Consider the following 22,341-nt stretch of genomic DNA (forward strand, 5'->3'; position numbering starts at 1 on the left):
GAGGACGGCCCAAGGCTCATGTCGTGATCAGGTCAGCGTGCGGCTCGTCAAGCCGCATCCTCGCTGAGGAAGGCGGGCAAGGACGACGGTTCATCGCTCTCGGCGTCGCTCAGAGAATCTTCGGCGGACACATCCCCCTCCTCGGTCTCCGGCGCTTCGCCTGCCATGTCGGCAACAGCCTCCGCCGCACCGGCAAACACCATCCCGTCGGGCAGCCAGCGCGTCGTCCTGACAACCGTTGCGGCGTCGAACCCTTCCGTCTCGCCGGCCGTTTCCGCGAAGGCCCGCTCCATCGCGGCCGCGATATCGCCCTTACGCTCGCGATTGCGATCTTCGGCGTAATCGTCGCCAATGAGCTTGCGCGCGGTAGCGACCGCATGCCCCTTGTTGACCCGACCCCAGTAATTCTGAGCAGTCGGGCGCCAGCAGGCCGCCACATCGACGTCAAGACGCGCGCCGATCTCCTCGATGATCGGGGAGGGGCGATTGTCGGAGGAAAGCTGCGGCTTGACTGCCAGACCCGTCGCCCAGGCGAAAAGCGCCTGCTTGGCGGCAATGGGCAGCGCCGACATCGCCCGGAAGTTTTCGGGCTTCTCCAGCGTAATCCAGTCGGTGGCGAGGCCCTGCTCCAGCGCCTCGAGCATCTTCTGGGCAACAGTATCCGAATGCAGCACCTCGCGGTTCTGCGCCTGGAAGGGCCGGATCGAGATATCGAGCGCCTCGTTGTTGTAGGACCGCCCCAGAGCCTGCTCGCAGAGCGCGTAGAGCATCGCATCGAACGCCACCTCGAAATCCGCCGCCAGATGCGCCCGAAGGATATGCTGACGCGTCGCGCGCAGATCGTCGGCGAGGCTCGCCGAAATCCCGTTCGCCTTGCGCAAGGTCGCGGCCGGGTCGGAGGTGGGCACCGGTGTCGAGGAGGTTGGCGGCGTCACGTTCGGGCGGACAGGAGACGGGGCATCACCCGCGTCAGCACTATTTTCGCTCGGGACGACCGCAGCGGGGATATCTTCTGGCCGCACGAGGCCTTTCTCGACACGCAGCGCGCCGTCATGACCGATGGTCAGAACCACGCCCGCGATGGCACGATCTTCGTCCGCGTAAGGCTGCCGTTCGCGTTGCAGGGCCTCGATCTCGCGCAGGCGCGGCTCGATGGCATAATATTCTTCCGTCTCCGCGTCCGTCCAGTCCTCGCCGTCATTCTTCGCCGCCAGTTCTTCCTCGCGCGCAATGAGACGTTCTTCTTCGGTGAGCAGGTCCGGATCGGGGTCGATGTCCTGCGGATAGACCCGCCCGAAGCTGCGAAACGCGCCGTAATCCACCGAGAGATGCACCTCGACCCATTTCCACGTTCCCTCGAAGGTTTTCGCCGCAGCCTGCAGCTTTTCGATGGCGAGACGCTCTAGGAGTTCGGGGTTCTCCATATGGGCGCTGGCGCGGTCGTCGAAGAGATCGCGCAGCAGAACACCACCCGCCGCCTCATAGGCCTCAATGCCGACAAAGCGCCCGATGGCCGAGTTCGCCGAATGGGCGGTCTCGGTAAGATGGCGTTTGATGCTTTGCGGATGGATGTGATAGCCGCCCTTCACTGCGTTCCAGACCGCCAGCTGGCGATCATGGTCGTCGGTCAGTGTGAAAGCCATCACGCATTCAAGGGTCAGATCACCCGCGCGGAACTGCTCGATGATCTCGGGCGCGACACGGGCGAGTTTGAGGCGGCGGCGCACCAGGTCGACGGAGACGCCGAATTTGAGCGCGATCTCGTCTTCGCTGCGGCCCTCGGCGATCATCGCCTCAAAAGCCTCGAACTGGTCGGCGGGGTGCATCGCCGCGCGCTGGAGGTTTTCAGTTGCAGAAGTAAGGATGGCGTTGCGCTTATCATCGACGAGGCAGGGCACGGGGTGATCGGCGGGGATGACGCTGTCCTCAGCGAGCTGCTTCAGCGCCTTGAGGCGACGACCGCCGGCATCGACTGCAAAACGTGTCTCTGACAGCGCATGAACCACCAGATTCTGTTTAATTCCGGTCTCGCGGATACTGACGAGGAGCTCAGCATCGTCGCTGGCGCTGGCCGCAACTTTTCGAACGTTGAGCGGGCTCGGCTCCAACTGGTCGAGCGGGATCATCCGGATGTCGGTCCCGCCGCCAGGCACGGACAACTCAGTGGCTTCGGTTTTCTTCGCAGTGGCGGGTTTCGGGCGGGTTGTGGTCTTGGCCATGGTCAGGGTCCTTGTCACGCCGGACCCGGAAGAGCCTCTCTCTATCCTTTCAAGCCCGGCACCCGGGCTTCCCTTTCTCTGGCTTTTTCTTGTGTTCCCTTACATGAGATCGTTTTGCACAGGCTTTGCTGTCTCCAAAGCCTACAGGCCTAGCTCACTGTTTGATTTTCCGAACCCACTTCCGCGAGCAAAATCTGCCGAATTGAGCTTTCAATTTTGACTTTACCAAATGTTGAAGCATCTCGGAAAACTGACTTCGTTTCGCATTCGAAGCAAATCAAGTCATGCTGACGGCCGACAACTTTTAGACCAACTGAACTTTCCCCGACATGGACCACATAGACCTCGCATGCTAGGTTCGCGCCTGCTTTCACCGGCGCATGGAATTGTAGGTCCATAGAGACAAAAGGCATGGCCGTGTTTCTTTCCGTGAGTAGAAAAAGCCAGCCCCGGCCTGAAAGCAAATCGTCCCAGAAAGTCTCGATCGCTTCCAGCGCGAAATTCGTAATCCGGCCAGTAAAGGCGATTCCCAGCTGGTCACAGTCGCCAAAGAAAATCCTGCGTTCGAAGGCAAATCGTGGTTTAAATTCTGTTTCTGGTACATTCATTGCAGCGTTACGGGCTCAACATTTCTTTGTCTCTGGTGCGTGACAGCGATAGGAAGGAATAGTTTTCCGGTCATTATGCCATGCGCCGGAATTCGGCGGGGGTCGCGCCTGTCATTTTTCGAAAAGTTCGACTAAAATGACTCTGATCTGCAAAACCGCAGTCAAGCGCGACCACTTTCAGGGGGGCATTACCCTTTCTCAGCATCTCCTGGGCCTTCGATATTCGCTTGCGCAAAACATATGCATACGGTGCCAACCCAAACTCCGCCTTGAACTGACGCGAAAAGTGAAACTGGCTGAAACCGATAGATGCGGCCATGTCTTCCAGACTGAGGTTTTCACCTAAGCAGCTTTCAACGAGATCGATGATTCTCTGCCTTTGAGCAGGGCTGAAGTTCGAGTTTGCGTCGCTGGTCAAAGAGACCTTGGCGTACTGACGCAGAAGGTGAACGGCGATCTGGATGCGCAGGGCGTCGATGATCAATCTCTGGCCGATTCCACCGTTCTTTAGCTCATTCTCTAGCAATTGGATGCAGTTCAGGATACAGGGGTCCTTCGCAGACAGACAATCATTGATCTCAATGGACTTCGGGTCACGATCAAAGACCGAAAGGGCCGTGTTTTCGAGTTCACTGTGACTGAGATAGACGTGTCTAACCGTGATAGGCTCGGACCAACTCCAAGTGGATTCCTCTGCACGCGTGAGCAAGGAAATCCTACCTTTCTCTACGCGCGCGCTTTGCCATGGGCCGCCACTCGTGCGGCGCATAGTGGTTGGCGCGCCATCATATGCAACAATCATATAGTCGCGCATGGGGGGAATTGCCGCGTCTTGTCGCTCATAACGATAGCCCTTCAGGGTAATGCCGTTCCAGTTGCACCCGGAACTGTCCAACGTAGTCGTGCCGGGAATCCATTCGGGTATCCGGTCCGGTGATATGAGCAGTCTTTCCATCTTGGCCTCCCTGAACTTTTTCACGATCGTCCGCTTGAGCTGAAATTTCGGCTTAGGTCGTCTCGCGCATCCGCGGTTCTTCTCGAACGATATTCGCTTGAGTCAATCTATCGATTTCAGCTTCTGTCAGTCCAGCCTCGCTAAGCAACTCCCTACTATGCTGCCCGAAGCGAGGCGGTGCCGCGCGAACCGCTCCGGGGGTACGCGACAAGCGTGCTGGCACGCCGGTGCCGCGGTAGGTGCCAACTGATACCACCATGCCGCGATGTCGGGTGTGTGGATGCTCCAACGCTTCATTCACATTCCGAACGACTCCGGCGGGAATCCCAGCTTTCAAAAGCACCGGCTCAAGTTTGAAGGCGTCATGTTGCACCAGGCACTCTGACAAGACCTCTGTCATCTCTGACCGATGCGCAAGACGCGCGGCATTGTCGGCAAATCGTGGATCGCAGGGCACCTCAGGTAGGCCAAGCACGTCACAGAGTTTTGCGAACTGACCATTGTTACCGATAGCCAGATAGAGTTTGCCATTACTTGTTTCGAACATGTCGTATGGTACGATATTTGGATGCCCATTGCCGGTCGCCATTGGTATCTGTCCGGACATGAGGGAATTAGCCGCTTGGGGATGCATCATGCTGATCGCGCAATCATATAGCGGCACTTCGATGGCTTGGCCCAATCCGGACCGGCCCCGTTCCAAAAGTGCGGCGAGAATAGCGTTACAGGCGATCAGACCGGTGCCGATGTCCACGATGGGCGTACCCATGCGTGTCGGGCCTTCGGAGGGATTGCCGTTGATGCTCATGAGGCCCGTCATAGCTTGTACCACGGCGTCATAGCCGGGAAAACCGCCAAGTGGGCCATCGGAACCAAATCCAGTCACATGGCAGAGTACCAGTCTAGGAAAACGTGCCCTGAGAACATCAGCATAACCAAGCCCCCATTTTTCAAGAGTACCAGACTTAAAATTGTGAACTAAAACATCCGCATCCTGAAGAAACCGCAAAATCAGGTCGCGCCCTTCCGGTTGCTGCAGATCGATAGCGATGGACCGCTTGTTGCGGTTGGCGCCAGAGAAATAAGCGCTGAGTTCATCATTGAAAGGCGGGCCCCAACTGCGGGTCTCGTCGCCCAGAGGCGGCTCCACCTTGATGACCTCAGCGCCATGATCCGCAAGCATTTGGGTGCAGTAAGGCCCGCCCAGCACGCGGCTGAGGTCGACCACCTTGATCCCGTCCAATGAGCCAGCCATCAAAGCGCCTCCTGATAGAGGCGCGACACATCTTCGGCTGTCATGTCGCGCGGGTTGGTCTCCAGCAATCGCGTGATACCGGTCACGACCTCATTAGCCATTCCGGGAATGGCTGCCTCGGTCACTCCGACACCAGAAAGTCGAGACTCAAGTCCGCTTTCGACTAGCATCCGTTCCATCTCGTCGATCAGGCCATGGGCCGCAGCCGCATCAGAGTTGAAAGGCCGCGAGGGCAGTAGTAACCGCGATAGACGAGCATATTCAGCTTCTGCAACGGGCATGTTGAACCTCATCACTGGTCCTGCGACCAGAGCGTTTGCGTGCCCGTGAGGAACCTTGAAACCTGTTCCAAGTGGGTATGACAAGGCATGAATCGCCCCCACGCTGGCATTAATGAAGGCCATCCCAGCCAGTGTCGCCCCCAACAGCATGGCCTCTCGCGCTGACAGGTCCGAAGGCGTTTCCATGACGATTGGTAAGTTCTGACCGAGAAGCACCAGCGCTTTGTCCGCCATTCCATCGGAAATGGGATTCTTTCTGGTGCGACTGGTTACTGCCTCAATGGCGTGAACCATTGCGTCTAACGCCGTGGCCGCTGTGATGTGACGAGGCATTCCCAATGTTAGCTTTGCATCTAGCAAGGCAACGTCAGGCAGAAGCTGCGGTGCATATACCGCTTTTTTTTCGTGGCTTTCCGAAGTCAGCACGGACACCCATGTTACCTCTGATCCGGTCCCTGCCGTGGTTGGCACCTGGATCAGTGGCAAGCGTTTATCGGTGACCTGATTAATCCCGATCATGTCCGTAATCGGTTGATCGTTGGCTACCGCCGCTGCGATGACCTTGGCAGTGTCCAGTGAACTGCCGCCGCCAAGTCCGATGATTCCGTCAGCACCAAAGGCCCGCGCGACCTCTACCGCGGCCTCGACGACAGCGATCGGGGGGTCCGCTTCGACTTTATGAAAAATCTCAACCTCGATGCCAGCAGCCCTAAGTGAGGCGGCTGCCTCGTCCGCAAAACCACAGGCCAATATGCCCGGGTCCGTCACGACCAGCGCACGGGTGCAAGACAAATCTTGCATCAGGCTGCCGATCCGGCCAAGCCCACCGCTCTCGCAGACGATCCTCGGGGTGGAAAGGAAATTGAAGTCCATAGTTTGTCTTCGCTCCTGTTAAGCTGCTGCAGTGCGGATCATATTCCGCGCGATCAGTATTTGCTGAATCTGGGTTGTCCCCTCGTAGATGCGGAAGAGACGCACATCGCGATAGAAGCGCTCGACCGCATATTCGGCCATGTATCCTGCACCGCCGTGGATTTGCACTGCGCGATCGGCCACTCGACCTACCATCTCACTGGCAAACATCTTGCAGCAGGCAGCATCAGTCGACACGTTCTGACCAGCGTCCTTGCGGCGTGCTGTTTCTTCGATCATGCAACGCGCTGCGAAGGCCTCGGCGCGACTGTCAGCCAGCATGGCTTGGATCAGTTGCTTTTCAGCGATGGGTTCACCGAATTGTTTGCGTTCCATCGCATAGGATAGGCTGTCACGGATCAGCCGTTCGGCGGCGCCCACACAGACGGCAGAAATATGCAGTCGGCCCCGGTCAAGGACTTTCATTGCTGTCTTAAAGCCCTTGTTCAGACGGTCCGGCCCGCCGATAATGTTCGCGGCAGGCACGCGGACATTGTCAAGGATGACGTCGCATGTGTGCGAGCCCTTCTGCCCCATCTTCCTGTCAGGCTGGCCAAGCGTTATGCCTGGCGTCCCTGCCTCGACGAGAAAGGCGCTTACGCCGGCAGAACCTTCCGCCTCTGGATTGGTCCGGGCAAAAACCGTGAATAGATCGGCACGCGGTGCATTGGTAATGTAGCGTTTCGTGCCGTTCAGAAGGAAATCGTTACCGTCACGCCGCGCCGTAGTGCGCAGACTGCCAGCATCCGACCCAGCATCTGGCTCGGTTAGGGCGAAGGATGCGATCATATCTCCGGACGCGAGAGCTGGTAGATACTGCGCCTTCTGCTCGTCGGTTCCATCGATGATGATTCCCTGAGAGCCGATCCCGTTGTTGGTGCCAACTAGCGACCGGAACGCAGGCGAAGCCTGGCCAAGAACGAAAGCGGCTTGCACTTCCTCTATCATCGACAAGCCGAGCCCGCCGAAATCTTCCGGGATCGACATGCCGAAAAGGCCCATCATGCGGATTTCATCGACCAGCATCGGCGGAATCACATCCTCGTCGGCGACGCGATCCTCGTAAGGGATTAGTCGCTCTTTCACGAAGCGGTCGAGCGCGTCGAGAAACTGGGAAAGGGTATCTTTATCAAGGGCCATGATGCTCTCTATTGTTCAGGGTGCGACCGCCGCAACGCGGCGGACAAGATCGACAAGGCGGTGCGCGACGTCGCTTTCGATCCAGTCGCGCGTAAGGGTTTGCGAAGGGCCACCGCAGTTGAAGGCAATAATGGGTGAGCCGTCCTTCGGCACGAAGGGCACCGCTACAGCGTTCACATCACGTTTCCACTCCGTGAAGGACGTGCAGTAACCGTGCTGTTGGTAGTCTGCGATAGCTGCTTCGATTCCGGGCTGCACATTCGGCCAGTTGTCGCCTTCATGTTCCTCCACAAGGGCCAGAATTCTGGCCCGCTCATCCGGGTCGTGCGCCGCTATGCAGGCGCGACCAACCGCGGTCGTGGCCAGTTTAATATGGGCACCAACCTCGATCGCCAGCGTGACGGCATTAGTGCCCTTGCACCGCTCCAGATAGACCATCGATAGCCGGTCACGACTGGCCATGGCCACCGGCATGCCTGTGTAATCAGCCAGCTCCTGCATAAAGGGCTTCGCCAGTTGCCGCAGCGGAATCCCTGCAAGGCAGGAGAAACCCAACGAAAGCACTGGAGGGGCCAGTCGATAACGTGCTGTATCCGGGTCGTAGCTGAGGTATTCCAGCTTGTTCAGTGTATAGGCCAGCCGGGAGACCGTCGATCTGCTCAGGCCAGTGCGCTCGGCCAACTCACCGTTCCCCAGAGCCTCCCCTTCCCGCCGAAAGGCCCGCAACAGCTCCAAGCCGCGCGCCAACGCCGTGACAAAATCGCGATCCTGTTTCTCGGCATCCTTGGTGCGGTCTTTCCTTGGTCTCACGATATCCCTCCTCGGAAAGAATTATGCGTCTTGAAACACACCTAAACGATCGATAACGTCCGAGTCAATACTGCGGTAAACTTTCCCGCTATGCGGAAAATTAAGGTCGTCCACCTAGTCCCATTCGTGCCGGATCCTGCGGATGACACAACTAAGCGAGGGCATAATGCCATGAAAGAAATGAATTATCCGACCATCCAGCACCTCATCGGACGAGACTGGATCGCTTCTCCCACGCCAGAGGATCGTGCAGTCATAAACCCTGCAAACGGGCAAACTATCGGACAGATTCCGCAGGCTAGCGCCGCAGATCTAGACCATGCGGTTCACTCGGCCGAATCAGCTTTTCGCCGATGGAAAAACAGCTCTCCCATGGAACGAAGTGCGATTTTGCGGCGGTTTGCCGACCTGCTGCGCCAAAATGACAGACTGATCGCTGGCTGGATCACTCTCGATGAAGGCAAGCCGCTGGCTGAGGCTTTGGCTGAGGTCCGCGCCTCGGCTGACCACGTTGACTGGCACGCCGAGGAATGTCGGCGCATTTATGGGCGCATCATTCCATCACGCAGCCCGCGGGTACAGCAGCTTGTCGTGCGCGAACCGATAGGCGTCTGCCTTGCCATCACGCCTTGGAATTTTCCGCTGAGCCAAGCGGTACGCAAGGTCGCGGCGGCGCTTGCGTCAGGTTGCACGATGATCTTAAAAGCCCCGGCAGAGGCTCCGGCGGGTTGCATGGCAATTGCTCGCTATCTGCTGGATGCAGGATTGCCCGAAGGCTGTCTGAACCTTGTCTGGGGTAATGCGGCCTTCATTTCGGAAACTCTAATTGCGCGCCCCGAGGTGCGCAAAATCACCTTCACCGGTTCGGTCGAGGTGGGCAAGCATCTGGCAGAATTGGCTGGCCGCCATATGAAGCGGGCGACGATGGAGCTCGGCGGTCACGCGCCCGTATTGGTGTTCGACGACACCGATGCCACGGCCGCGGCGCGCGCCTTGGCGGTCAACAAGCTGCGCAATGCAGGCCAGGTGTGCATCGCCCCAACCCGGTTTTACGTACAACAAGGCATCTACGATCGATTTCTGTCCGAACTAGTTTCAGCATTTGAGAGCGTAAAGGTGGGCGCTGGTTTAGCCGAAGGCACGCAGATGGGACCATTGTGTCATCGCGGACGCGTGAATGCGATGGAAAAGCTCGTCGAGGATGCCCGCGAAAACGGCGCACGGGTGTTGACGGGAGGCAAAAGGCTTGGAAATCATGGTAACTTCTATGCCCCGACAATCGTCGATACGCCCAACGACGACATTGACTTGATGCGCGAAGAACCCTTCGGCCCGATTGCTGTCGTCTCGTCTTTTCGTGACATAGAGGACGGACTGTCGCGGGCCAACGGGCTACCCTTCGGGCTGGCGTCCTATGTCTTTACCAATTCGTTAGAGCGTGCAGATAAAGCAGCTGCGGGTTTGCAGGCAGGTATGGTAAGCATCAACCAGTTCGGCCTCGCTCTGCCCGAGACTCCGTTTGGAGGCGTGAGAGACAGCGGCTATGGGACTGAAGGCGGGACGGAAACCTTCGAAGGCTATCTCATTACCAAATTTATCTCGCGCAATCGCGCGCCAGTGCTGTGAGGATGCCCATGCCTGTTGAATTAAGCTTCTCAAATGACGCAGCAATTCTGACCATAGACAATTCGCCGCTTAACCTAATCAACGCGGAGGTTCGGGCTGGAATACAACACTGTATCTTCAAAGTCCTCGAAACTGGGGCTACCAGGCTGATTATCACCGGCACAGGAACGACCTTCGTCGCGGGCGCGGATGCGAAGGAATTCGGTAAGTTGCCTGTTGATCCACAACTAAATGATGTGCTGATGCAACTTGCACACCTCCCGATTCCTACTATCGCAGCAATCAACGGGGCTGCGCTTGGTGGGGGACTAGAGATTGCTCTGGCTTGCTGCTATCGCATCGCCTCAACTTCTGCCAAACTGGGCTTGCCAGAGGTAAACTTGGGGATCGTGCCTGGCGCAGGGGGAACCCAAAGACTGCCGCGACTTATCGGTATTGAAGCTGCGCTTGACATGATTGTCACCGGGAAGGCTGTTTCCGCCGAGCAGGCACTGAAAATGGGACTGATCCAGCTGCTAGCCGATGACCCGCTTGGCGCGGCCATAGCTCTCGATGACGATGTACTTGAGGCGGCACAGGCACCCGACAATCTTCCTTCACCAAAGCCAAACCACGTCGCAGCGGAAGTCGCCCGAGCGCATGTAGCGCGGCGTATGCCTGGCCAGAATGCCCCGCAGGTTGCGGTGAACCTAGTCGCGACCAGTGCGACGACGCCGCTGCACGACGCACTAGCCAGCGAGCGCTCTGCGTTTTTGGACCTTCGTACCTCGGATCAGGCGCGGGCCCTTAGGCACGTTTTCTTCACCGAGCGTACCGCAACCAACAAGGGGCGCGCCTACCCCCGACCTTCCCGAGATGCTGAAACCGCCATCGTGGTCGGTGGTGGCAATATGGGCGCAGCTATTGCGTACACGCTGGCGACCGCAGGGATCTCGGTGACTGTCGTCGAACGTAGTGCCTCGTCCGCCGAGTGGGCCAGTAAAAACCTGCAAAAGCTGATTGATCAGGGTATCAGTCGCGGTATTCTGTCCGTCGATGCGGCAAAGACGGTTGAAGACCGGCTGGTTACGGTCTCAGGCTATGACGCTCTGCCACCAACCGATCTAGCAATCGAGGCGGCCTTCGAGGATTTTGCGGTTAAGACCGCGATCCTGACCGAACTCGAAGGCGCACTGCCACCCGAGACCATCATTGCCACAAACACATCCTATCTCGATGTAAATCGGCTCTCTGATGGGTTGAAACACCCGGCACGCTTTGTAGGGATGCATTTCTTCAGTCCTGCGCATATTATGAAACTTCTGGAAGTCGTCAGGAGCGACCGAACGTCAGACGGAACATTAGGTGCAGCACTTGTGCTGGCGCACAGGCTTGGTAAAATCCCGGTACTGTCTGGTGTTTGCGATGGCTTCATCGGAAACCGAATTTTGTCGAGCTACCGTCGCGCCGCTAATCGCCTTCTGGTGGAGGGGGCTAATGTCGACGAGATCGACGCGGCTATGCGCGGATTCGGTATGGCGATGGGTCCATATGCTGCACAGGACATGTCGGGGCTGGACATCGCCTACGCGAATATCCGTCGCAAGGCAGTTGCCGAAGGGAACTGCTGTGGTCACGTGCCCTTGGTCGAGCGGCTGGTCGAAAAGCACAAACGCCTAGGACGCAAATCGGGCGCCGGATGGTACGACTATGGGCCAGACGGCAAACCCTCACATTCGGAGCTGGTCGCTAGCGAAATACTCCGTGTCTCAGAAGAAATGAACTTCACTCGCCGCGAGTTCTCAGCTGACGAAATCGTAGAAAGGCTCTTGCTCACAATGGTGGCGGAAGCCTGCGATATCCTTGACGAAGGCGTAGCAGAAAAACCGCAAGACATCGACCTAGTAATGATTCACGGCTACGGATTTCCCCGCTGGCGGGGAGGCCTGATGCACCACGCCAAAAATATCGGCAAGGATCGGTTGACCGCGCTCTTCAGCGCGCATGTCAAAGAGGATCCTTGCGGCTGGAGGGTGCCTCGTTATTTAGAAAGAGTTTTCGCGACCGGGGAGGAACATGTCAGCATGTTTCCCACGATCACCGGCAGATAAGTTGTCTTTCTGTGGTAGAGGGAGTCTGTTTTGCAAATGGGGTGATGGCCGTGGTTGCCCTTTCCCCGGATAAACTTATCCCACAGCTTCCGTAACGGGTATGCCGAGTGCAGTGTATCCGTTCAGGACGGCGATGCGGACTGGGAGTGCCGCGACCTGACGGTCAAAGTCCCGCGCTATAAGGCGATGCCCCAGCGACATGACACAGTTCATTTTCGTCTCGACACTGCTTCGGCGGTGGTATCCGCTCCATCGTCGCCAGAGCGCGCGAGCCAGGCACTTCGCCGCGCGCAGGGCCTCGTTTCGCGCCACGGCTCCGGCGGTGATGGTCTTCCATGGCTTTGCGTTCTTGCGTGGCGGGATAACGGCGTGGGCACCACGGTCAGCAATTGCGTCGTGGCATTTCCGTGTGTCGTAGGCACCGTCAGCCATGACACTGCCGATCTACTGGTCCGCCGGGATCTGGTTGAGGAGGTCGGGTAAAACCCATGCATCGCCGATGTGGCTCCCTGTGACCTCGTCACTGCGCGAACCTCCAGTGTTTCCTCGTCAACCCCGAGATGGATCTCGCTCCAGACGCGCCGTTTGGGTCCACCATGCTTGCGGGCGTGCCACTCGCCTTCGCCCGCGACTTTGATACGCGTGCTGACAGCAGGTGCAGCGGCCCCTTGGAGCCGCGATTCGAGATGTTCACGGCCAGGGTCTTCTGACGCCGGGACAGGGTGCTGAAGTCGGGCACAGTCCGGACGAGACCAACCAGCTGCAGCAGGCTCTAGACGAACCCAGTCGTCTACCGGAGCGCCATGCCGAATAACACCTTCATGGAAAGGCAGGTCTGGCTGGAGGCATCGCTGTAGGTCTGCTGCCGGCCACGACTGCCTATCGGCGCGGCCTCCCAGCTCATTTCGGGGTCGAACCAGATTGCCAGAGCGCCCCGGCGCTTGAGCGCTTCATTGTAGGCTCGCAAGTTCCTGGTGTTGTAGGTCGGGGGTGCAGTCTGCTCATGCACCCCGGCTACCAAGCCGGGTTCATAAGATGGATCCCGCACGGAATTTGTTCAACAGAGCCTAGTAGCAGGCATATCTGCCTCACGACAGGCTGAGCACGATCATACAATTTCCAAAGCAGGTATGTTCAATACACGGTGCATTCTTCGCCCTTACTCTGAGATCATTGGCGTACGCCTCAGACCGTTTGACGCCTCCGAGATTGGCGACGTCAGGTGGTGGCTTTGCCAAATGTTACTCTTGGGAGGATAAATATGGAAATCAGTAGAGAAGCGGATACGCTGCGGGCGCTTTATCAGAATTGGACCGATCAGATGGTCGAGAACCCAGACCTGACGATCGCGAACTTGCGCAGCATGTTCGATGAATGGGGGCAGCCTGCTCTAGAGCCGGAAAACGTTAGCTACAAAAGCGATCATATCGGAGGAGTCGAGGCTATCTGGGCACTGCCTGTCGGGGCCGATACCTCGCGTGTAATTGTTTACACTCATGGTGGCGGCTTTGCCGTCGGCTCAGCCGATAGTCATCGAAAAATGGCAGGGCACCTCGCTAAGGTGCTTGGGGTTACGTCGGTGATCCTGCACTATCGACGCGCACCCGAGCACCCATTTCCGGCGCAGATCGAAGATGCGGTAGCCGCGTACACAGCATTGCTGGATAAGGGCTTCAAGGCAAGAAATATTCTGACCGCTGGCGACAGTGCTGGCGGCAATCTTGCCATCGCCAGCGTGCTGAAATTTCGCGAACTTGGGCTGCCACTGCCCGGAGCGGTCATCGCATATTCGCCCTGGCTAGACATGGCGATGCGCGGGGAAACACTGGAAACCAACGCGGAAACCGATGCGCTAGTCGGGAAACCGATTCTCGAAGCGATGGCGGGAATGTTCCTCGGTGAAGGCACTGATCAGCTAAATCCGTTGGCCAACCCTCTGGAGAACGATTTCACCGGTTACCCGCCGCTTTATATCAATGCCGGAGGGGCTGAGACGCTTAGGAGCGATGCCGAGCGGTTGCACGAAAAGGCCAAGGCACAGGGCGTAAATGTGACCCTGTCTATCGTCGAAGGCATGCAGCATGTCTTTCCCGCGCTTTCGGGACGCGCGCCCGAGGCGAACGAGGAACTTGGTCGCATCGCCGCATGGTATCAGGCCCTCTGACACCTGTACTCGCACTGCATTGCGGTGCGGTGCGGTGCGGTGCGAGAGAAACCCCTACGACACATTCATCTGCCATCTCACCCGCAAACTGCGGGGCGGAGCAGTCTTACTCTGGGAGGAGTGACATGAACATTCAGACTGAGATTACTAAAACATCCGGAGCGGATTACGACGCAGTCGTCATTGGCGCGGGCTTCGGCGGGCTTTACGCCGTCCACAAACTTCGCAACGAGCAGGGACTGAACGTCCGGGGCTATGACAGCGCCAGTGACGTTGGCGGCACCTGGTGGTGGAACCGATATCCCGGTGCGCTGTCGGACACGGAAAGCTATGTCTACCGCTATTCTTTTGACAAAGAGTTGCTTCAAAAAGGCCGCTGGAAAACGCGGTATCTGACCCAGCCCGAGATCCTCGAATACATGAACGAGGTGGCGGATCATCTCGATCTCCGACGCAGCTACAAGTTCGACACCAAGGTGGACGGCGCGCACTATAATGAAAAAACCGGTCTCTGGAACGTGATCACTGATAGTGGTGAGACAGTTACCGCCAAATACCTTGTCACTGGCCTCGGTCTCTTGTCCGCAACGAATGTTCCAAAATTCAAGGGCATCGATGATTTCAAAGGCCGTATCTTACACACAGGTGCCTGGCCCGACGGCGTGGACTTGAGCAACAAACGCGTGGGCATTATTGGCACTGGCTCGACCGGTGTGCAGGTTATTACAGCAACGGCACCAGTTGCAAAACACCTGACTGTTTTTCAGCGCTCTGCACAATATGTCGTGCCGATTGGGAACACCCCGCAAGACGATGCTACCATCGCAGAGCAAAAGGCAAACTACGATACTATCTGGAATCAAGTGAAGAATTCTGTTGTGGCCTTCGGCTTCGAAGAAAGCGTCAAGCCCGCCGAAACCGCCTCCCCCGAAGAACGGGAGCGGGTCTTCGAAGCCGCCTGGCAGCGCGGCGGTGGTTTCTATTTCATGTTTGGCACCTTTTGCGATATTGCGACCAGCCAAGTGGCCAATGATGCGGCCGCTGACTTCATCAAGGGCAAAATCAAGAAAATCGTGAAGGACCCCAAGGTCGCAGAGAAACTGACGCCGAAGGACCTTTACGCCAAGCGCCCGCTTTGCGGAAACAACTATTACGAGGTCTACAACCGAGACAACGTGACCCTCGCCGACGTTAAGGCCGATCCGATCGCAGAGTTCACTCCGAACGGCATACGTCTCGAAAGCGGCGAGGAGCATGAGCTTGACATCGTAATCTTTGCCACTGGCTTCGATGCGGTCGACGGCAATTACGTCAAAATGGACCTCCGCGGACGCGGAGGCGTGACCATGCGCGACACTTGGAAGGAAGGCCCGCTCGGTTACCTCGGCATGATGGAGGTCGACTTCCCGAACTTCTTCATGATCCTTGGCCCTAATGGCCCCTTCACCAACCTGCCCCCCAGCATTGAGACGCAAGTCGAATGGATCGCTGACACGATTTGCGCGATGGAAGAAGAGGGGGTTCGAAGTGTGGAGCCAACCGTGGAAGCGCGCGATGCTTGGGTTGGCACCTGTCGTGAAATCGCCGACATGACACTCTTCCCCAAAGCTGAAAGCTGGATCTTCGGCGCAAATATCCCCGGAAAGAAGAATGCAGTAATGTTCTACATGGCCGGGATTGGCAATTACCGAAATGCCATTAATGCAGTGAAGGAGGAAGGTTATACATCCCTGATCCGCAACCGCACTGCCGAGAAGGTGTAAAGAATTCCGCCGGGCATCAAGAATCCCCGGCGGAACCAATTAAATTTGTTCATGAAAACTAGGGAGAGAGATTTGGGAAGGGTATTCGGAAAAGTCGCACTGGTAACAGGTGGAGCGATGGGCATGGGAAAAGCCCATTGTGAAACGCTGGCACGTGAAGGTGCGCATGTATTTGTAACCGACCGTGACACGGAAGCGGCTGAAAGCGTAGTGAAAGGTATCATTGAAGCCGGAGGGAAGGCGGAATTCATTCAACATGACGTGACGCTTGAAGAAGATTGGAAGAATGTCATCTCTACGGTGCAATCAAGTGCTGGTCGGCTTGATGTGCTAGTGAACAACGCTGGCATTCTCATTCTTAAGCCGCTCCACGAAACCTCGCCTGACGAATTTGACATGACGTTCAACGTCAATGTACGCGGTATTTATCTCGGCATCCGAGCCGCGGTTCCATTGATGAAAGAGGCCGAAAAGGCATCTATTATCAATATTTCTTCAATCTATGGGATTGTTGGAGCCGCTTCGGCGGGAGCCTACATTGGATCCAAAGGCGCCGTACGGATGTTGACGAAATCCTGCGCAGTCGACCTGGCTGAAAGTGGCATACGCGTGAATTCGATCCATCCCGGTGTCATCGATACTCCCATGACAAAAGATCTGCTACACGCCGACGAAGTTACCCGGCAGGCAATTCTGGGGGCGACGCTGCTCAAGCGACCAAGCAAACCTGAAGAGGTTTCGAATGCGGTCCTGTTCCTCGCATCGGATGAGTCATCGTTCGTTCACGGAGCAGAGATTGTAGTAGATGGCGGTTATACTGCGAATTGACAGGGACCCATCCCGAGTAACGGCTCGGAATCCGGGCCGTTACCACCATTGCAAATTTTGAAAACGATAAAAGCCAATGAAAATAATTGCTCCTATAAAACGCCTAATTGACCACAACGTGAAGGTTCGCGTTAAGGCGGACGGGAGCGGAGTTGATCTCGCGAATGTGAAGATGTCGATGAACCCGTTCGACGAGATTGCGGTCGAAGAGGCGATCCGGCTGAAGGAAGCGGGCAAGGCGGACGAGGTTGTCGTCGTCTCGATCGGCGTGAAGCAGGCGCAGGAAACGCTGCGCACGGCGCTGGCGATGGGCGCGGACCGGGCGATCCTGGTTGTGGCCGCCGATGACGTGCACCAGGACATCGAGCCGCTGGCGGTGGCCAAGATCCTGAAGGCCGTGATCGACGCCGAGGCGCCGGGCCTGGTGATCGCGGGCAAGCAGGCGATCGACAATGACATGAACGCCACCGGCCAGATGCTGGCGGCGCTGCTGGGCTGGGGCCAGGCGACCTATGCCTCCGAGGTCGGGATCGAAGGCGATCATGCCGTCGTGACCCGCGAAGTGGATGGCGGGTTGCAGACGATCAAGGTCAAGCTGCCGGCGATCGTCACCGCCGATTTGCGCCTGAACGAGCCGCGCTATGCCTCGCTGCCCAACATCATGAAGGCCAAGAAGAAGCCGCTGGATGAGAAGACCGCCGCCGATTACGGCGTCGATGTCACCCCGCGCCTGGAGATTGTGAAAACCGCCGAGCCCGCCGCACGGTCGGCAGGCGAGATGGTCGGCTCGGTCGACGAGCTGGTGTCGAAACTGAAAGAAAAGGGGATCGTGTAATGGCTGTTCTTCTCCTTGCAGAAATCGCCGGTGGCGCGCTGGCGCTGGACGCCACCGCCAAGGCGGTGACCGCTGCCAAATCGCTGGGCGATGTGACCGTTCTGGTTGCGGGCCCTGCTGCTGCGGGTCAGGCCGCGTCGCAGATCGACGGCGTGGCGAAGGTTGTGGTCGCGGATGACGCGGCCTACGCCAACGGCCTGGCCGAGCCGGTCGCCGATCTGGTGGTCAGCCTGGCAGGCAATTATGAACATATCGTTGCCCCCTCCACGGCGAGCGCGAAAAACATCCTGCCGCGCGTGGCAGCCCTGCTGGACGTGATGGTTCTGTCGGACGTGACCGCGGTCGTGGACGGGTCCACGTTTGAGCGCCCGATCTACGCGGGCAACGCGATGCAGACGGTAAAGTCCAACGATTCCAAGAAGGTGCTGACCGTCCGCACCACCGCCTTCGACGCGGCGGGCCAGGGCGGTTCGGGTGCCGTCGAGGCCATCGCAGCCGCCGGCAACGCGGGCCTGAGCGAATGGGTCGAGGACAAGGTCGCGGCGTCGGATCGCCCGGAACTGACCTCGGCCAAGATCGTGGTCTCGGGTGGCCGCGGCGTCGGCTCCGAGGAAAATTTCGCGATTATTGAAGCACTTGCGGACAAACTGGGTGCTGCCGTCGGCGCCTCGCGCGCGGCTGTGGACTCTGGGTTCGCGCCCAACGACTGGCAGGTCGGCCAGACCGGCAAGGTCGTGGCGCCTGAACTCTACATCGCGGTCGGGATTTCCGGGGCAATTCAACACCTTGCGGGCATGAAGGACTCCAAAGTCATCGTCGCCATCAACAAGGACGAAGAAGCCCCGATCTTCCAGGTCGCCGATTACGGCCTCGTCGCAGACCTGTTCGAAGCCGTCCCGGACCTGACAAAGGCACTCAAAGAATGACAAACGTCTATATCTGCGATTACATTCGCACACCAATCGGTCGCTATGGCGGCGCGCTTTCTTCTGTGCGAGCCGACGATCTTGGCGCAATCCCACTCAGGGCCTTGGCCAGCCGAAACCCGGGGCTAGATCTAGCGACCATTGACGAAGTGATTTTTGGCTGCGCCAACCAAGCGGGAGAGGACAACCGTAATGTTGCTCGCATGTCGCTTCTACTAGCTGGATTTCCGGATTGTGTACCGGGGACAACAATGAATCGGTTGTGCGGGTCGGGCATGGATGCGATAATCACGGCCGCCCGCGCTATCAAATCAGGAGAGGCCGATCTCATTGTCGCAGGTGGTGTGGAAAGCATGTCGCGTGCTCCGTTTGTGATGCCAAAAGCTACAACAGTATTCTCGCGCGAGAATAGTGTGGAAGACACCACCATCGGCTGGCGCTTCGTCAATAGACTGATGAAGAGCCAATACGGCGTCGACAGTATGCCTGAAACGGCCGAAAACGTGGCTGAAGTCTTCGGCATCAACCGCGCCGACCAAGATGCTTTCGCCCTACATTCCCAGCAAAAGGCGAGCGTTGCTATGGCGAACGGTCGTTTGGCCCGTGAAATTGTCCCGGTAGAGATTCCTCAGCGAAAGGGGGAGCCAAAGATCGTCGTACAGGATGAACACCCTCGCGCGAGTACGACTTTGGAAGCGCTCGCCCAACTGAAAACTTTCGTAAAAGCGGATGGCACGGTAACCGCAGGGAATTCTTCAGGCGTGAACGATGGTGCCGCAGCATTGATCCTTGCCACCAGCGACGTCGCAAAAAAATTTGGCCTCACGCCGGTCGCAAGGGTCTTGGGCGGCGCAACCGCCGGCGTTGCACCGCGCATCATGGGTTTCGGGCCGGCACCGGCGTCGAAAAAGCTGATGGCGCGACTTGGACTGAAACAAGAAGACTTCTCGGTGATCGAACTTAACGAAGCCTTTGCTTCGCAGGGTCTGGCCACACTACGGCACCTGGGGATCGCGGATGATGATGCCCGCGTGAACCCAAACGGCGGCGCTATTGCTCTCGGCCATCCGCTTGGCATGTCGGGTGCCCGCATCACCGGCTCAGCGATGCTGGACCTCAAACCTGGAGAAAAGTCGTTGTCGACCATGTGTATTGGCGTGGGACAGGGAATTGCAATCGCACTCGAAGCTGTCTGAGGTGCCGTGACAGCCTAAAAATTACCATAATCATGATTACGCGATTATTGGTCGACCCCAAATTTTCCGTGTAGAATTCGCCCTCTACCACCTCCCTGTGGGCGATACCCTGGCGGTACCGGAACCTCTCTCCGGTGCCGCCCTTTCCTGAAAGAACGATTGAACGGCCCATAATGTTTGCGAGACGGATCATCACGTGACCTGCGTTTCGGCAGGCATTCCATTCCGGCGATCTCGCGCCATCCCAAGATTTCTTCTCTGCACTTCCGAATGTAACATATATCGCGTGGCGATATTTCGCGCATCGTGTCCGTTTCAACGGCATGAACTTGCGGGACCGTGTAGCACTAAACATCCAGGAATTGAGACGCGCCCGCGGCCTCAGCCAGGAGGAGCTTGCTCATCGGGCCGATGTGAGTCGCGGCCATATGGGCAAGCTCGAGAACGCCAAGTTCGCGGCCTCCCTCGACCTTCTCGAACGTATCGCCAAAGCACTGAACGTAGATCCAGCAGAGCTCTTCACAAAACGCTAGCCAGTTTTTGCCAGCCCCTGATGCGTCCTGGAGCGGAACGTCTCAAGAGGTAGTCAAATGGAGTGCAGAGAGTTCGATGGGTAAGAAGAAGACAGGCTGGCCCTTCCAGAACGGGTTTCTGAACGACGGTGCGCAGGAGATTCACCTGTTCACCGATTACCGTTGGAATGATGGCTCTGTGAGCCGCCGCTGGCATGTCGATCCAGAACGCTTTGATGCTTGTCTGGTCGAGCTTCGCCCAGTTTCCCTGAAGGCATCAGACCGTTCGGATCAGTAGGAGAACCACTCCGAGTGGCCCATGTTGCCCTCGTAGTCGCCGTATTCAACCATGATACTGCGCAAATAGAAGTACGAGGAACCTCCGCCGGTCGGATAGGCGATCTCCTGACCGCCTTCCGATACGAATGCCTCGGGCCAGGGCGTGTGGGATCGGTAGACCCGCTGGATGTACCGGCAGGTGCGGTTCTCTCGGTCGCAGGAACGGAGAGACCAGTCCCAATACTGTTCACCTCCCCTTTCTCTATAGGCTTGACCGGTGAACCAGATCACATGGGTGCGGTTCAGCCATTCGTATTCGGGCAGAGTGGTGTCGAGCTCGCCCTCCCCGCCGGGCCCGCCCAGCTCGACCGGCACATGTGCGAAGGTGCAGACCCCGAAGGGCGGCAGGCTCGGCCAGGGCGTGATGCGGCGGATCATAGTGCGATAGGCCCGTGCACAGACTGCGCTCGGGGGGAAGCCGCCAGCCATGCAGAGCATGATGGCGCAGTCGATGTCATAGGCCTGCGCCTTCCCCGGGGCTCCGAACACCGCCATCACCCCCATCGCCGCTGCCATCGCCTGTCGCTTCATGTCGCTCTCCCGCAAAAGTTGCGCAGACTATCGTGCAATATATATTTATCTGCAATATGTCGTATTGACTCCATATGACTTTATGGATTTAAGCGCAGGAAGTAGAAGGGCTCTCGTGGGGAGAGTCCGAACATGTCGATAGCGCGCAACCAGATCCTGATCACCATCGATGGTGTCAAAGACCTGTCCGAACAGGGCATCGCGTTCCGCTGCCGGTATGAACTCGTGGGGTTCACGGACGATGGCAAGCCGCGCTACCAGTGCATCTACCTGCGCGAGGGTGAGCCGGAAGCCATTCTGGTCTCGACCCGGATCACCCCGCACGGGCCTGAGCCGCGGTATTTCAACATATGGCCAGGGCTCTTCAAACATCATCTCGAGTTCGGTGACGGGCGCGATCTGCGCTTTGGTCCTGACTACAGCATCACCCTCGAGGAGCGCGGCTGACGTTATCGCCTTCGGCCGCGACGGCACAGCCCGGACTTCGGGCTGGACCTTTCACGGTGAGCGCCCTGCCTGGGCTGGTTTGGAACATAGCGCTGAAGCCGAGGTCGTTCTGGCCTCGTTGGACGCCACGCCGCCTTCCAGTCCCGACGACACCCTCTCCCTGATCCGCACGACTGCCGTCCGCCACCAGGGGAACCGTGCCCTGCGGCAGGTCAGCCTTGATGCGGACGACTGGCAAATTCTGTTCCGCGCCCTGGTCGAGGCTGAAAGCAGCTACAACCCGACCGCCGTCAGCCCCAAGGGCGCTTATGGTTTGGGCCAACTGATGCCGGACACGGCCCGCAGCCTCGGGGTCGATCCGTACGATCCTTCCCAAAACTTAGACGGCGCGGCGCGCTACCTGCTCGCGCAGCTCGCCACGTTCAAGGACATCGACTTGGCGCTGGCAGCCTACAACGCCGGGCCGCATCGCGTGGTCGAATATTCCGGTATCCCACCCTTCGCCGAGACCCGCGACTACATCGCGCGCATCCACCGGATCCGCTCCCGGCTTGCAGGTACGCCTGTTTCCGCGCCGGACATCCGTGTTGCCGACCGGGAGCCTGCCCGCGCACCGGCCCTCATCGAACTTCAGTAAAACAAGGGAACTTCGCATGCTTCGACATCGCCTCAGCCGCCTCTTGCCTGTCGCCACAACCCTGGCGGCTTTCGCAACGCCCGCCCTCGCGCAAGACTTGTCACCCATCCAGACCATGCTGGAAACCGTCGAGGCGGCGCTGACCGGTCCCATCGGGATCGCGGTTGCCACACTCGCGGTCATCGGCACCGGTTTCATGTGCATGATGGGACGGCTGAACTGGGGCTGGTTCGCCTCGGTCATCATCGGGATCGTGCTGATCTTCTC

At 58.1% G+C, this 22,341-nt stretch carries 21 protein-coding genes and 1 pseudogene; 13 read left to right on the forward strand and 9 right to left on the reverse strand.

The features are described 5' to 3' along the window. Positions 1-47: 47 nt before the first annotated feature. The 7 genes from BMX99_RS18540 to BMX99_RS18570 form a co-directional block, all read right to left on the reverse strand. Positions 48-2,219 (reverse strand): ParB/RepB/Spo0J family partition protein, encoded by a 2,172-nt coding sequence (locus BMX99_RS18540; protein WP_009804227.1) that lies wholly within the window; start codon positions 2,217-2,219, stop codon positions 48-50. Positions 2,220-2,368: 149 nt separating this feature from the next. Continuing rightward, positions 2,369-2,827, reverse strand: a complete 459-nt coding sequence (locus BMX99_RS18545) for an acyl-CoA thioesterase (protein WP_007120589.1) — start codon at positions 2,825-2,827, stop codon at positions 2,369-2,371. Positions 2,828-2,900: 73 nt separating this feature from the next. Further along, positions 2,901-3,782 (reverse strand): helix-turn-helix domain-containing protein, encoded by an 882-nt coding sequence (locus BMX99_RS18550; RefSeq protein ID WP_232272173.1) that lies wholly within the window; start codon positions 3,780-3,782, stop codon positions 2,901-2,903. A gap of 52 nt (positions 3,783-3,834) precedes the next feature. Beyond that, complete coding sequence (locus BMX99_RS18555; RefSeq protein ID WP_007120591.1) at positions 3,835-5,037, reverse strand: CaiB/BaiF CoA transferase family protein; 1,203 nt, start codon at positions 5,035-5,037, stop codon at positions 3,835-3,837. Beyond that, positions 5,037-6,191 carry an iron-containing alcohol dehydrogenase gene (locus BMX99_RS18560; protein WP_007120592.1) on the reverse strand — a complete coding sequence of 385 codons (1,155 nt, stop codon included), beginning with the start codon at positions 6,189-6,191 and terminating at the stop codon, positions 5,037-5,039. The genes BMX99_RS18555 and BMX99_RS18560 overlap by 1 nt, the downstream gene beginning before the upstream one ends. A gap of 18 nt (positions 6,192-6,209) precedes the next feature. Next, positions 6,210-7,370, reverse strand: coding sequence for an acyl-CoA dehydrogenase family protein (locus tag BMX99_RS18565; RefSeq protein WP_007120593.1), 1,161 nt, complete (start codon positions 7,368-7,370; stop codon positions 6,210-6,212). A 15-nt stretch (positions 7,371-7,385) separates the two neighbouring features. Beyond that, positions 7,386-8,180: an IclR family transcriptional regulator gene (locus BMX99_RS18570; RefSeq protein ID WP_007120594.1), complete on the reverse strand. Its 795-nt coding sequence runs from the start codon at positions 8,178-8,180 to the stop codon at positions 7,386-7,388. 171 nt (positions 8,181-8,351) lie between these two features. Between BMX99_RS18570 and BMX99_RS18575 the strand changes: the two genes are divergently transcribed. Next, positions 8,352-9,806 (forward strand): NAD-dependent succinate-semialdehyde dehydrogenase, encoded by a 1,455-nt coding sequence (locus BMX99_RS18575; RefSeq protein WP_232272174.1) that lies wholly within the window; start codon positions 8,352-8,354, stop codon positions 9,804-9,806. An 8-nt stretch (positions 9,807-9,814) separates the two neighbouring features. After that, positions 9,815-11,896 carry an FAD-dependent oxidoreductase gene (locus tag BMX99_RS18580; protein ID WP_197918802.1) on the forward strand — a complete coding sequence of 694 codons (2,082 nt, stop codon included), beginning with the start codon at positions 9,815-9,817 and terminating at the stop codon, positions 11,894-11,896. A gap of 75 nt (positions 11,897-11,971) precedes the next feature. On the opposite strand, the pseudogene BMX99_RS18585 reads toward BMX99_RS18580, so the two are convergent. Then, positions 11,972-12,905 (reverse strand): annotated as a pseudogene (locus BMX99_RS18585) (IS5 family transposase). A gap of 252 nt (positions 12,906-13,157) precedes the next feature. Between BMX99_RS18585 and BMX99_RS18590 the strand changes: the two are divergent. From BMX99_RS18590 to BMX99_RS18625, 8 genes are all read left to right on the forward strand, one after another. Then, positions 13,158-14,060 carry an alpha/beta hydrolase gene (locus BMX99_RS18590; RefSeq protein ID WP_009827026.1) on the forward strand — a complete coding sequence of 301 codons (903 nt, stop codon included), beginning with the start codon at positions 13,158-13,160 and terminating at the stop codon, positions 14,058-14,060. Positions 14,061-14,185: 125 nt separating this feature from the next. After that, entirely contained in the window at positions 14,186-15,823 is a 1,638-nt protein-coding gene (locus BMX99_RS18595; protein ID WP_093455066.1) for a flavin-containing monooxygenase, read from the forward strand. A gap of 51 nt (positions 15,824-15,874) precedes the next feature. Continuing rightward, positions 15,875-16,651 carry an SDR family NAD(P)-dependent oxidoreductase gene (locus BMX99_RS18600; RefSeq protein ID WP_009827024.1) on the forward strand — a complete coding sequence of 259 codons (777 nt, stop codon included), beginning with the start codon at positions 15,875-15,877 and terminating at the stop codon, positions 16,649-16,651. Positions 16,652-16,727: 76 nt separating this feature from the next. Then, positions 16,728-17,486 (forward strand): electron transfer flavoprotein subunit beta/FixA family protein, encoded by a 759-nt coding sequence (locus BMX99_RS18605; protein ID WP_009827023.1) that lies wholly within the window; start codon positions 16,728-16,730, stop codon positions 17,484-17,486. Further along, the gene (locus BMX99_RS18610) at positions 17,486-18,412 is read left to right on the forward strand and encodes an electron transfer flavoprotein subunit alpha/FixB family protein (protein ID WP_093455067.1); all 927 of its coding nucleotides are present in this window, start codon (positions 17,486-17,488) and stop codon (positions 18,410-18,412) included. Before BMX99_RS18605 ends, BMX99_RS18610 begins: the two co-directional genes overlap by 1 nt. Then, positions 18,409-19,608 carry a 3-oxoadipyl-CoA thiolase gene (pcaF, locus tag BMX99_RS18615; protein ID WP_007120599.1) on the forward strand — a complete coding sequence of 400 codons (1,200 nt, stop codon included), beginning with the start codon at positions 18,409-18,411 and terminating at the stop codon, positions 19,606-19,608. Before BMX99_RS18610 ends, pcaF begins: the two co-directional genes overlap by 4 nt. A 323-nt stretch (positions 19,609-19,931) precedes the next feature. Continuing rightward, positions 19,932-20,141 carry a helix-turn-helix domain-containing protein gene (locus BMX99_RS18620; RefSeq protein ID WP_093455068.1) on the forward strand — a complete coding sequence of 70 codons (210 nt, stop codon included), beginning with the start codon at positions 19,932-19,934 and terminating at the stop codon, positions 20,139-20,141. A gap of 76 nt (positions 20,142-20,217) precedes the next feature. After that, entirely contained in the window at positions 20,218-20,418 is a 201-nt protein-coding gene (locus tag BMX99_RS18625) for a hypothetical protein (RefSeq protein WP_007120601.1), read from the forward strand. On the opposite strand, the gene BMX99_RS18630 is transcribed toward BMX99_RS18625, so the two are convergent. Further along, a complete protein-coding gene (locus tag BMX99_RS18630; protein ID WP_007120602.1) occupies positions 20,412-20,990 on the reverse strand; it encodes a hypothetical protein in 579 nt (192 codons plus the stop codon). The genes BMX99_RS18625 and BMX99_RS18630 overlap by 7 nt on opposite strands. Before the next feature lie 132 nt (positions 20,991-21,122). Between BMX99_RS18630 and BMX99_RS18635 the strand changes: the two genes are divergently transcribed. From BMX99_RS18635 to BMX99_RS18645, 3 genes are all read left to right on the forward strand, one after another. Further along, the gene (locus BMX99_RS18635; protein ID WP_093455069.1) at positions 21,123-21,437 is read left to right on the forward strand and encodes a hypothetical protein; all 315 of its coding nucleotides are present in this window, start codon (positions 21,123-21,125) and stop codon (positions 21,435-21,437) included. A 118-nt stretch (positions 21,438-21,555) separates the two neighbouring features. Beyond that, the gene (locus BMX99_RS18640; protein ID WP_254772010.1) at positions 21,556-22,074 is read left to right on the forward strand and encodes a lytic transglycosylase domain-containing protein; all 519 of its coding nucleotides are present in this window, start codon (positions 21,556-21,558) and stop codon (positions 22,072-22,074) included. Between the two features lie 16 nt (positions 22,075-22,090). After that, positions 22,091-22,341, forward strand: a 251-nt coding sequence (locus BMX99_RS18645) for a TrbC/VirB2 family protein (RefSeq protein WP_093455071.1), incomplete at its 3' end; no start/stop codon positions are given.

The sequence above is a fragment of the Pseudooceanicola nitratireducens genome, assembly GCF_900109195.1.
In the GTDB taxonomy this organism is placed as follows: domain Bacteria; phylum Pseudomonadota; class Alphaproteobacteria; order Rhodobacterales; family Rhodobacteraceae; genus Pseudooceanicola; species Pseudooceanicola nitratireducens.